Annotated in this window: 13 protein-coding genes and 1 pseudogene; 3 read left to right on the forward strand and 11 right to left on the reverse strand. The window is 39.3% G+C overall.

Going from position 1 to position 11,911, the window contains the following annotated elements; all coding sequences use genetic code 11:
- Positions 1 to 69: 69 nt before the first annotated feature.
- From J2S07_RS12435 to J2S07_RS12460, 6 genes are all read right to left on the reverse strand, one after another.
- Positions 70 to 462, reverse strand: coding sequence for a hypothetical protein (locus J2S07_RS12435; protein WP_307150734.1), 393 nt, complete (start codon positions 460 to 462; stop codon positions 70 to 72).
- Positions 463 to 1,364: 902 nt separating this feature from the next.
- Positions 1,365 to 1,706, reverse strand: a complete 342-nt coding sequence (locus J2S07_RS12440; protein WP_307150735.1) for a cupin domain-containing protein — start codon at positions 1,704 to 1,706, stop codon at positions 1,365 to 1,367.
- A 107-nt stretch (positions 1,707 to 1,813) separates the two neighbouring features.
- On the reverse strand, positions 1,814 to 2,092 hold the full coding sequence (locus tag J2S07_RS12445) for a hypothetical protein (protein ID WP_307150736.1): 279 nt from the start codon (positions 2,090 to 2,092) through the stop codon (positions 1,814 to 1,816).
- Between the two features lie 5 nt (positions 2,093 to 2,097).
- Positions 2,098 to 3,129 carry an anti-sigma factor gene (locus J2S07_RS12450; RefSeq protein WP_307150737.1) on the reverse strand — a complete coding sequence of 344 codons (1,032 nt, stop codon included), beginning with the start codon at positions 3,127 to 3,129 and terminating at the stop codon, positions 2,098 to 2,100.
- On the reverse strand, positions 3,113 to 3,613 hold the full coding sequence (locus tag J2S07_RS12455; protein WP_307150738.1) for a sigma-70 family RNA polymerase sigma factor: 501 nt from the start codon (positions 3,611 to 3,613) through the stop codon (positions 3,113 to 3,115). The genes J2S07_RS12450 and J2S07_RS12455 overlap by 17 nt, the downstream gene beginning before the upstream one ends.
- Before the next feature lie 112 nt (positions 3,614 to 3,725).
- Positions 3,726 to 4,406 carry a M50 family metallopeptidase gene (locus tag J2S07_RS12460; RefSeq protein ID WP_307150739.1) on the reverse strand — a complete coding sequence of 227 codons (681 nt, stop codon included), beginning with the start codon at positions 4,404 to 4,406 and terminating at the stop codon, positions 3,726 to 3,728.
- Positions 4,407 to 4,579: 173 nt separating this feature from the next.
- On the opposite strand from J2S07_RS12460, the gene pepT reads away from it, so the two are divergent.
- Positions 4,580 to 5,812 (forward strand): peptidase T, encoded by a 1,233-nt coding sequence (gene pepT / locus J2S07_RS12465; RefSeq protein ID WP_307150740.1) that lies wholly within the window; start codon positions 4,580 to 4,582, stop codon positions 5,810 to 5,812.
- A gap of 166 nt (positions 5,813 to 5,978) precedes the next feature.
- Positions 5,979 to 7,190, forward strand: coding sequence for a CynX/NimT family MFS transporter (locus J2S07_RS12470; RefSeq protein ID WP_370872822.1), 1,212 nt, complete (start codon positions 5,979 to 5,981; stop codon positions 7,188 to 7,190).
- A gap of 178 nt (positions 7,191 to 7,368) precedes the next feature.
- Here the strand turns inward: J2S07_RS12470 and J2S07_RS12475 are convergent, their stop codons facing one another.
- Both J2S07_RS12475 and J2S07_RS12480 read right to left on the reverse strand, forming a co-directional pair.
- Positions 7,369 to 8,589, reverse strand: a complete 1,221-nt coding sequence (locus J2S07_RS12475) for a benzoate/H(+) symporter BenE family transporter (RefSeq protein WP_307150742.1) — start codon at positions 8,587 to 8,589, stop codon at positions 7,369 to 7,371.
- Between the two features lie 151 nt (positions 8,590 to 8,740).
- Positions 8,741 to 9,175, reverse strand: a complete 435-nt coding sequence (locus tag J2S07_RS12480) for an acyl-CoA thioesterase (RefSeq protein ID WP_307150743.1) — start codon at positions 9,173 to 9,175, stop codon at positions 8,741 to 8,743.
- Between the two features lie 243 nt (positions 9,176 to 9,418).
- On the opposite strand from J2S07_RS12480, the gene J2S07_RS12485 reads away from it, so the two are divergent.
- Positions 9,419 to 9,610, forward strand: a complete 192-nt coding sequence (locus J2S07_RS12485) for an SE1832 family protein (protein WP_307150744.1) — start codon at positions 9,419 to 9,421, stop codon at positions 9,608 to 9,610.
- An 11-nt stretch (positions 9,611 to 9,621) separates the two neighbouring features.
- Here the strand turns inward: J2S07_RS12485 and J2S07_RS12490 are convergent, their stop codons facing one another.
- From J2S07_RS12490 to J2S07_RS12500, 3 genes and pseudogenes are all read right to left on the reverse strand, one after another.
- On the reverse strand, positions 9,622 to 10,416 hold the full coding sequence (locus J2S07_RS12490) for an ABC transporter permease subunit (protein ID WP_307150745.1): 795 nt from the start codon (positions 10,414 to 10,416) through the stop codon (positions 9,622 to 9,624).
- Between the two features lie 6 nt (positions 10,417 to 10,422).
- Positions 10,423 to 11,306, reverse strand: a pseudogene (locus J2S07_RS12495) (ABC transporter ATP-binding protein).
- Between the two features lie 175 nt (positions 11,307 to 11,481).
- Positions 11,482 to 11,823, reverse strand: coding sequence for a hypothetical protein (locus J2S07_RS12500; RefSeq protein ID WP_307150746.1), 342 nt, complete (start codon positions 11,821 to 11,823; stop codon positions 11,482 to 11,484).
- Between the last annotated feature and the right edge of the window lie 88 nt (positions 11,824 to 11,911).

Consider the following 11,911-nt stretch of genomic DNA (forward strand, 5'->3'; position numbering starts at 1 on the left):
CAGGTATTAAAAATATCTGGGCTTATACAGCATTAAACAGAAAATAGTTTGCTTTTTAAAATTCGTTTATTAGAAAGATCTTATTGTTGCTTTACCATATACTTTAGCCGAAACTGAATATTGATCAGCTACATAACCAACAGTTTGATATGGTTTGCTTGCTATTGTGGTTCTAGGATAAATATGCTCAAACTTCTGAGATGCTTCATTTTTATAAGTAGAAAATTTTACACCAGAACCATCTCCTGGATCAAAATAAAACTTATAGGGTCTAGCCGCCGATGTAGTCGAGACATACCAATCATAAGCTGTACCAGAATCTCCATTCATGGTCATTGGACTTAAACTAGCAATAGGTGCTGCTGCAGGAGTTACACCTTTTCCTTCAGGTTCCTCGGCAAATGCTGGAACCACGAACATCAAACTTCCAATAATTAATAGACTACTAATAAGTTTTTTCAATGAAATCCTCTCCTTAAAAATAATTCGAATTTGTACATACTAATCAAATATTTACCAATTATTAAGATGTTACGGGAATTCAAAGAATGAAGAAGTTAGTAGATTTCTAGGAGTTTTTATGCCAATGAGAAATCAAGAAGATGCTTTTCTATATTCTATAATAATATTGGTATTCATTAGACCTTAGTTTACTTCCACCTCCTTCCAATTCAATCATATAATTAATTTACAGAATTTTCAACATAATTTTACAAAATTATCAAAAAATTTCATTATTTTACTTTTTTATAGTTTTACCAACGCTTTTCAAGTCAGAATCAATCAAAAATATATCAAATTACGCAGGTAACTTTTCTTGCGAAATGTTATTCAACTCCAATTAAATGAATACTTTGTCTATTCTAATAAATTTATTTAAATTCAATTTCATTTTGGTAAATAATCTTAAGGGTTGGAAATCGAAGAAGGACTTACGCATCTTTTGTTGAAATTATTTTACTAAGGATTCTAGAATTGATTTATTAAGATGGAGGATGATTAATAGCTTATTGTTTTTGTGTAAGGACGTGTGCACATATCATAAGAGAAGCTTCCATTCTATTGGTTGAATTTAATGATTAAAGAGGACCGCATAAGAGCTTGCTGGTAGGTGACATGAAACCTAACAAATCGATTATTTAAGCTGTTCTTGGAGAATTACAAGAGGAAGCATATGTGGAGGTAGGACCTTTAGCAATTGTCTAAACTCGAATAGATTTGGGGTAACACAATCTTTATCATTTTTGAAATTACAGCATGGGCGCTTTCATTATCCAGCATACCACCATTTTTTCACCAAACAAAAAGAGGGTTATCCCAAAAGTTGTTTTTCATTAACTTTTAGGATAACCCTCTAATTATTGCTAGATGTTCTGAGCATATTTTTCATCTGGAATTTTGTTGAGCATGACATATAAGCTTGTGTTTCCATTGCTGTCATTCACGAAAGCAAATTCCTCATCACCATCAGCTAAGATGACATCGTTTTTCTTCGCCTTAACTTCCTTTCCATCAATGGTAAAGGTCCCTTCACCCTCAACAACAAGCAAGTACACATTCGTTCCTGGATGCTTATGAGTAGGCAAAGTTTGCCCTGCGGTGAAGTTTAGTACGAAAACAGTGCTGTCCCCTTCTTTGAAAACAATTCGCTTTGTGAATCTTTCTTCACTGTATTCTATATAATCTTGAAGATTAACTTGTTTCATTTCAAACACACCTTTCAGTGATAATAAGGCTTATTATTCCTTGCCCTCTTTAGAATAAACGTTCACACTTAAAGAGGCTGTGATCTCCATCAACAATTTCATTCTTTTTACGGCTTTGTATTGATAATCCATGCGAGTCCAAACATAAGGAAGGTAAATAGGTAAATAAACAAGCATAGACCAATTCCCCAGATCGCATAATGTCTTGAGCTTTTTTTTGCAAACAGTCCTACAATCCCTAGTGCAAGACCAATCATCGGAAGCCTAATTAGGAAAAAATCAGGGAATTCATCACCATCTAATAGGAGACCAATATTTAAGCCAGCTAACGCAACCAGAGCTGTTAGAAAAGACAATAGTCCGGCAAATGATAGTATTCTTTTCATCCTGTTCATTTCCAATTCCATAGCTTCACTTCACCTACTTTTATACTTCTAACAAGTTGATTATTCTCTAGCTTTCTTAACTCAGGAGTCGGCCCAGTTACGACCGCACCATATACGTGAATCCCATGCTGTTTTAAATATGAAATCCGTTCAGACAACATGAGGGATTTACCTCTCGCAATTTTGACTGTCACATCCTCATTCTTTTCGAGAAACTGAAGAATATCCATAAAGACTTCCTCATTAGTCTGATCCCTCCCATTAAAAGGCGACCAGGTCGTATCATCAATTTGCGCAGGGTATCCGAGTTGTGTGACATAAAGTCCCTCTCCATCTAAATGATTTGCCTCGACACCTGTATCCACTGCTAGCCATCTTACCTCGATATTTTTTCCAAATTGTTTTTCTATCTCTTCTGGACTCATCAGCTGAGTCAAAGATACGTACACTTCTGACACCGTTCCATCCGGGAGGCCTCTCAGAATTTCCCACTCATCACTCCGATCCAATGGAATGGCAGCATCTGGATGAACCAAGTATTCTGTCTCCTCGGACGGAATCTCTGGCATCGGCCTTTCAAGAGACATATTTCGTTTCGGAAGGCTTGGCTTGTCGAAAGCATGATAAATTTCATAATTTCCTACCTTATAGTCTTCTTTTCCGATTCTCTTAAATACATCAAACGTGATGTTCATTGTGAAAAACCCAATATCCTCCTCAAGCTCCATTTCCTCAAGACTCATATTGGGCTCGGTCACATAGATTGTTTTTGAGGCAACCTCAATAAGATTATTCGCCCGCCCCCCAATCGCATAGTAGAAATAAGTTGAAAGCGTCATAACTGGCACAATAAGTAGTAGCACCGCCAAGCTAATTAATATATTTGTTCTTAAAGCTGAGTTTTTGCTTTTTTGTACGATTTGTTTTAATTCTTTTTCATTATGCGAATGGGCATCTTCAAACTCCTTTACAGAATCATGAATCAATGTTTCATATAGTTCCTCATCCTTGGTTTCATTTCTATCCTTCTTGTTCAAACCTACTCCTCCTTTCTTTCACTTTTTCGATGATTTTCTTTCGACCACGTAGTAAATGACTTTTTACCGTATTTATTTTCATTTCCAAAATATCTGCTGCCTCCTGATACTTCATTTTGTGCAAATCACATAGGAGTATGACGTCTCTTTCCTGCTTTTTTAACGAATGAATATCTTGGAGAAGAAGATTAAATCCTTCTTTTTCTAAAAAGCTCCTTTCTGGGGTTGACTCGGTCACTCTCTCTGAAACTTGCTCACGTATAATAATCCTCTTGTTCTTACGTGTATAATCAACAAAAGCATGATACGCAACCTTAAAAAGCCATGCCTTGATATTGGAAATTTCAACAGTCTCAAGTTGAATATACGCCCGATAGAAGGCCTCCTGCACCAAGTCCTCTGCAGTATAGTGATCCTTTGATAGGGAAAAGAGATAGCGGTATAAGTCATTCACATATGCTTCATAAATCTCATCTAAATCCATCTCGTTCCCCCTTTCACTCTATCCACGTTTTAGGTCTATAAAAAGTTGCGGAATTCAAAAAAAAAATCTGCATCATCCAATCAAAGCATGGATGCATACAGATTACAAGCTTCTAATCGATTCGGTATATCCCTTTTTTAAACCCAAACCAGACAAACAGCAGTGATTGGGCAAAAAGAATGACCCCCCAAGCTTGAACAGGAATGAATACAGTTGATCGCGCAAGCCCTGTTGCGTCGCCAGCAGAATGAGGCTGAATAAAGCTCAACATCTGAATTGTAAAGGCACTTGACACGGATTCCACTAAGAGAATGCTGGCGATTAGTAATAAACAATTCTGAACGAGTGTAGAAGACCCTTTAAATAACAATAAAAGAAACCCTGCTCCAAAGGATAATAGCCAAAAAATGCCGTAAAAATTCCGCACCCACAAGACGACGTTCAAAAGAATCAGTCCAACTAGGATGACAATAAGAATGTTATACCTTTTCCTACTAATCAACCAAAACGCTAAAAATGCCATTAATGAGGAGGCAACATAGCCTGCCCCACCAGTGAAAAATCCCCCAACCCATGAGCTGTGGCTTGTATACGTGACCCCTTCTGTGTTCATGAACAAGGAAATTTGGTGGACATCTCCACCGATCAGAGCAATTAAAGCATGCCCTGTCTCATGAACAAGAGTATTTACGATACGCACATAATTACCAATAAAAGGAACATAAGTAAGAAGGATGGCTAGACCCACAAACAATACAAACTTCAAACTAATCCGTTCTGAAAGATTTCTCAATTGATCCCCTTCCTTTAAGAAATTATTCTTCAGCAATCTCGATTTTTTTAAGCGTAGCATTTTTACGAAATTAGAGGAAGGAAAGTTTCATTTTCGAAATTTCTATAACTAATAGTATAATATTAGTTGAATATTTCAGTTTTTTCTTAAATCATACAAGGAGTTGAAACAGTTTGAAAGACAAATTAATTGAAAGACTCACTCGCTATGCAAAAGTGGATACACAATCCAATGAAGATTCCGGGACATGCCCATCTACTCCGGGCCAACTGACCCTTGCCAATATGCTAGTGGATGAGCTGAAGGAAATTGGCATGACTGAGGTGACCATCGACGAGAACGGCTATGTGATGGCTACTTTACCGGCTAATACAGATAAAGAAGTTCCGACCATCGGCTTCCTCGCTCACGTTGATACGGCGACCGATTTTACCGGGGCAGGCGTGAATCCACAGCTTGTTGAGGGCTATGTTGGGAATGAGATCGTACTGAACAAAGATCTGAACGTGGTGCTATCTCCACAAGAATATCCAAATCTCAAGAATTATATTGGTCATACGTTAATTACCACCGATGGGACGACCCTTCTAGGTGCCGATAATAAGGCAGGAATTGCCGAAATTATGACAGCGATGGAATACTTAATCAAGCATCCAGAAATCAAGCACGGAAAAGTGAGAGTGGCTTTCACCCCCGATGAGGAAATTGGTAGAGGACCGCATAAATTTGATGTTGAGGCATTTAATGCAAAATTTGCGTACACCGTCGATGGTGGTCCACTTGGAGAGCTTCAATATGAAAGCTTTAGTGCGGCAGCGGCCAAAATTACATTCAAAGGCAATAATATTCACCCAGGGACTGCGAAAGGCAAAATGATTAACTCTGGAAAAATAGCGATGGAGTTCAATAGCAAGCTTCCTGCTGAAGAGGCTCCCGAGTATACAGAGGGCTATGAGGGTTTTTACCATCTGATTTCGGTTAATGGGGACGTAGAAAAGACTACTCTCTACTACATCATTCGTGACTTCGACCGCGACAACTTTAATAAGCGTAAAGCAAAGATCGAGGCTATTGTAGCAGAGTTTCGTGCAAAGTATGGAGAAGAAAATATTATCCTTGAGATGAATGATCAGTATTACAACATGAGAGAAAAAATTGAACCAGTTAGAGAGATCGTCGATATTGCCCATAAGGCAATGACCAATCTAGGGATTGAGCCAATTATTGAACCAATTCGCGGCGGTACAGATGGCTCCCAGCTATCTTACATGGGGCTTCCTACTCCAAACATTTTCACGGGTGGTGAGAACTTCCACGGAAAATTCGAATTTATCTCCGTCGAGAATATGGAAAAAGCATCAAAGGTCATCGTGGAAATCTTGCGCTTATTTGAGGAGCAAGCTTGAAAATAATTGCCTTTAAGAAGGGATTCAGTTTACGGAATCTCTTCTTATTTTTTTAAAAGTGTGCATTTCAATTTCAAAATTATCAGATTTATTGTACAATACTATTATTTACTATTTTTATCATAGAAACCTTAGCAGGAGTGTTCGCATAATGCAGAAGTCATCTCTGATTCAATCAGAAAATGTTGCAGGTAGAAATTTTCTTTTTATCGCAGGAATCATCTTTGTCGCCTTTAACCTTAGACCTGCCATTACCTCTGTCGGTCCCCTTGTCAGTATGATTCGAGACGACACCGGTATGTCAAATGGTGCTGCAGGATTTATCACCACCCTTCCTCTGCTGGCATTCGCCTTACTATCCCCAATCGCACCTAAGGTTGCTAAGAAATTAGGAAAAGAAATGACGATCTTTTTAGCCTTACTCCTGTTGGTGTGTGGAATTTTGACCCGCTCCGCTGGCTGGGTCTCAACCCTATTTATCGGAACAGGGTTTATCGGAATTGGAGTTGCCTTTTGCAACGTACTTTTACCAGGAATGGTCAAGGAAGCCTATCCAACAAAAGTGGGCTTAATGACTGGAATCTATACGGTGGCCATGGCAATCTGCGCTGGCTTGGCGCCCGGAATTAGCGTTCCCCTTGCTGAAAATGCTGGGTTAGGCTGGCAGGGATCTCTTACCGTCTGGGGAGTGGTGGCGCTCGCCGCTCTATGTGTATGGGTCCCTCAATTGAAGCAAAGACAGAGTATCACTAATGGTAGTGCAAAGAAAACTAGCGAAAGTCGCTCGCTGTATAAATCTCCTATAGCGTGGCAGCTGACGATTTTTATGGGATTACAGTCATTGATTTATTTTTGCTTTATTGCTTGGCTCCCAGAAATGCTCGTAAGCAAAGGCATTGATACTACAACTGCCGGCTGGATGGTGTCGATTATCCAGTTCTCTGGGATTCCTTTCAATTTCATTATTCCCGTAGTTGCAGATAAGCTCCCAAATCAAAAATCACTTGTATTAGGAATAGGAATTATCTGTATTATCGGGATTGTTGGCCTGCTCATTGGTGGAAATTTTGCGTTATTGACTTTCTACATTATTTGTATCGGCATTGCCACTGGCGCGTCACTCAGCCTCGCCCTTACGTTAATTGCATTACGAGCAAGAAATGCGACCCAGGCAGCCGATCTATCTGGTATGGCACAATCAATTGGTTATATATTAGCCGCATTGGGACCAATTGCTTTGGGAATTATTTTTGATACCCTTCATTCATGGGTACTTCCGTTAATCCTTCTAATTATTATTACGATTATCATGACAATCTCTGGAATGGGTGCAGGCAGAAATCAATATGTATTGGAAAAGAAGGAAGAAGCTGTTTAGAATAGAAAAATCGTACGCTCAACCATTGAACGTACGATTTTTTATTAGACGGTACAACTCGCACAACAACGCTGTGACAAACACCCGTCGCTGGTTTTGCATCCGCAAAAAAGTTCCTCCAGGAAGACACAGAGTCCGTTTTACATTTTATTGTGTTACTTATTTCATTTAAGTTTTTTTATGCGGTTTTCTTCTTTTCCATCGGTGCCATCGTGTCTTTCTCGATGTACTTAGCAATAAAGCTCCCTATAAGTAAGGACCATACTGGCGCACTGATGTTCCAAATCGTAATATTGGATAGTGCAATCATAAAGGCAAAGGCTGCACTCACTCTCATCGACGGCCTCGAAAATCCTGTTGTTAAGCTGTTGCCAAATACTCCAATAAGAGAAAAGCCAACGATGATGGAAATAAAGTCCTTTGGCAACACTTGAATGAGTGGAACAAGCTTCCAGGCAAATACTCCAAATAGAAAAAGTAAGACTCCTGAAACAACCGCTCCCATATATCTTTTTTCCTTTGGACCCGCTTCCTCATCAGAGCAAATTGCACTTGCCATCCCCGCAATATTCGATGACTGACCACCAAAAAAGCTGGCAACCATTGAAAAAATCCCACTTAATGTAATAATCCGATTGACGGGAGGACTGTATTTATTTTGCTCTAAGGCGCCAAGTCCTACTGCCGCATCATTGCTTAAAATAAGCAAGGCGAGCGGAATCGAAACGGATAAAAAGCTCAGGATATGGAAGTCTGGCATTTGAAGTTGAGGAATGAGCATCCCGTGAGACCAGCCGCTACCTTCAAAAGGATAGATGATTAGAAGAGAGATGAACGCAGCAGTAATAGCCGCGATAATTGGTGGTACTCTAGTTCTCCATCTACTAAAAATAAAAAAGGCAGCGAGTGATACCCCACCCACAACCATCAATTGGGTAGCCGAGACAACAAAATTCACCATGTACTTCGTAATCATTCCAGCCAGCATGGCCGCAATGATCTCTTTTGGCACCATCTTCATCAACTTTGAAAAAAATCCGAGACACCCTACTAAAAGCATTAATAGTCCCGAGACGATATAAGAACCGACTAATTCATGGAAGGTAAACTGTGTCGTGACCGTTGCCAGAAAAGCAACAGCGGAGATTGAATGACCTCCGACAATCGGCATCCGGTAATATAATGGAAGAATAATGCCAAACAAACCACCAAATACATAGACGGAAAACACCCATTGGATCGTCTGCTCCATTGAAAATTGCCCGTTCAAGGAAGCCTCTAATATTAGAGCCACTGGACCCGTAATAATAAAAATCCCCGACACAAGTCCAGCCGCGATATTTTTTTGATTCAGATCTCCCAGTAGAGAGATACCTCCCCTTTTTTGTATTTCAGACATGATGCCGTCCCCTTTTATTCTATCAAATACACCTTGGCGTATTTGCGCCCAGATTTTTTCGAGCTCGCTCGAAAAAATCTGAGGCATCCGCCGGAGGCTATTAAACTATTATACAACTTTTCTAATTATCAGAAAGGGGAAGAGACTGTTTTTATTCCTGAAGCCCTTCAAATTCTCGAATGCGATTCCGAATATACTCAGGTATCGGCTGAGAGCGATGTTTTTCTGGATCATAGTTGACGTAAATGATTTCTGCCACAACAATCGGGGTATCCTCTCCTACTCTCGTAATCAAGAATTCCATCGTAAAGCTGCTAATTCCCATTCTTGATACTCGGCATCCAATCTCTAGCCAATCCCCAAGCCTTGCCGAATTTTTATACTCCAGTGTTGATTTGACCAACACAAAATTAAAGTGGCCCTCCGCCATAATAGTATGCAAGTCTAACCCAAGCCCTTCTTGAAAATATTCCCCATTCGCAACATCCAAATAGGTTAAATAATGGGCATTGAAGACAATCTTTTGACCATCTATTTCCGAATACCTCACCTTGAGTCGATGAAAAAAACGAAATTTTTCTTTCAAGACTGTCACCTCTCTTTTTCCTCATTATAAATAATTTGTACTATTCAAACAATTTAACAGACTTATACTTTGTGGTGACTGAGTTAATGTTGGATGTTGATTTTGGCCTTATACGTACGTGTGAATGGGTTTTACTCGGTACGAGTAACGTAGAGAACGCGTGCGTATAAGACAATGTAAGATCAACAATTAGCTAAAATGGTGCCTTTATGATAAAAATAGAGTAGAGATGAGGTGTTTACTTTGAATCAAAAGGAAATTGAGTATAAGATTCAAGAGTTGAAAATGGATTATGTACGTCTGCAAAATGATTTGGAAAAGCTCGAATATGTCGATGGAAATCTTTCTCCCTTAGAAAAACAAATTGCCGAAATCGAAGCAGAATTAAAAATTCTTTACCGGGAATTAGCCGAAAAGAAAGAGCTGCCACAATGACAGCTCTTCTCCTATACAAATAGATCGCGCTTTTTAAACCCAATAAATGTTAGAAGTATTAACCCAATAATCAAGGCAAAGGAAACCCCAACAAACATTCCGTCTAGCCCTCCGCCATACATGACCTTTTTTGCCTCAAAATATTTAAATGGCGAAAACAATCGTTTCACTTCGTCTTCACCTGTTGAAGCAAGCATTCCAATAAGGAAAAAAGCGAATACAGTTCCCAAGGATACGGCCAATACCGATTTGATTCTTGGAATGATGACAGAAGCCAGAAGACCAAAGGCCAGGAAAATCAATTGGATAAAAAATAGAGTGATAGAAATCATGTAAAAGACCTTCGCATCATAGGCTTCTGTTTTGACCATTGTAGCGGTCAGTCCTGCAGCTCCTAAAAAAACAAGGTTCGTTATCAACAGAGAGGTAACTGCAGCTAGTAGCTTCGCCTTAACGATTTGGGTCCTCGTCACTGGCTTTGTCAAAAGAAAATCAGCCGTCTTTTCTCGAACTTCCTTTGAAAGAATATTTGTCCCTAAGTTCATGGCTTGAATTGCTCCAGCTAAAGCCAAATAGGTAAATGAATAGGAATAGTAGCCTAGTAAGCTACCGTGACTCCCGATTTCAAGACCAAGTGCTTTCCTGACAGGCTCAGGGAATCCTTCTAAGAGCTTATTGACCTCGTCTACATCCTTTAAAAAGGAAGGAAATAGTGACATAAATAGGACGAGGACAGAAACAAGGGATATCGTCCAAACAATCGTCGACTTTCGGCTTGCTCTGAGCTCATATAAAAACATATTCATAGCCTACTAGGCCTCCTTTTCATAATAATGAATGAAAATTTCCTCAAGGTCTGGCTCATCTACCCACAGATTCGTTACTTGTATCGTTGATAGCCTTTTATTCACCTCATTCACATCACCCTTGAATAAAAAGCTTACCGTGTTCTCATTGATTTCAAGCTTATTAATTCCATCGATTGCAAAGTACTCTTTAGCTAGCTTGTCTTTTGCTTCAATCTTAAATCGCTTATAATTGTTTTCCTTAAGGGTGCTTATTTTTTCAACGGTTACAAGCCTTCCTTCTTTAATAATGGCCACTCTGTCACACAAGCGCTGAACCTCACTCAAAATATGAGAAGAAAAGAGAATGGTTGCTCCCTTCTTATTCTCTTTCTCCAGGAGTTCAAAAAAACGCTGCTGCATTAAAGGATCGAGGCCACTTGTTGGTTCATCCAAAATAATCAGCTTTGGTTCATGGAGAAGCCCTTGAACAATCCCCACCTTCTTTTTGTTCCCAAGCGACAAATCGGTAATTTTCTTTGTGAGATCAAGATTCAATATTTCGGCAAGCTCATGGATTCTCTTCGTGCAATCCTTTTTATAGAAGCTAGCGGAATACTTGAGGAGATCCTTCACCCTCATGTTGTCATAATAAAAAACCTCTGAAGGCAAATAGCCAATATTTTGCTTAATCTCGGGCCCAAATTCGGTGACATCCTTGCCAAAAATCTTTGCATTGCCGCTCGTCGGATAAATTAAAGATAAAAGCGTTTTTATCGTCGTCGACTTTCCGGCCCCATTTGGTCCAATAAAGCCAAATATCTCCCCTTCCTCCACATGAAAGTGATATCCTCAATCCCTCTCGCATTCCCGTATCTCTTCGTTAGATGGGCAATTTCAATTACGTTCATCGTTCTTCCCCTACCGCTTACTTGTAAGCCCTTTTCTCAAATATTGTTGCTTTTTCAAATATTGTTGCTTTCGGACGCACGATAACCCCTACTTGTAAAAGGCCATTTTCAATACCGCTAAATATGCGTCCATCTCGGCAATCATTTCATCAAATTCCTCCTGGTTGAAGGAAAGCTACCTAATCCGATCCTGAAATTGATTCAAATAGCCCTCCATCGACCAATAGATAATATGGACTGCCTTTTCAGCATCAATTTCATCTTTAAATTTCGAGTAGTCAATCTCTGAAAAAAAACTTTGATAGCTTGAATACAACAGCTCTTTTGCTCGTGAGTCAATCTCTGGCTTTACCTCTTTATTGTCCTCAAGATAGGCATTCTTTAGAAAATTGAACATTTCTGGGTATTTGCCAAACACATCTAATTTCCAGATGGCTAGCTGCTTGTATTTGTAGAATATGTCCTTTTCCTCCCAATCCTGCTTTTCTTCTTCAATCAATAAAAATTTCTCTGCCAAAATAAAACCTCCAAAGCACTTTTGACCACATCGGTCAATAACTCTATAAAATACTTAAACTCAAGTCATTTTACTAAAAAACAATTTT

Source organism: Anoxybacillus andreesenii (genome assembly GCF_030813005.1).
Lineage (GTDB): Bacteria > Bacillota > Bacilli > Bacillales > Cytobacillaceae > Robertmurraya > Robertmurraya andreesenii.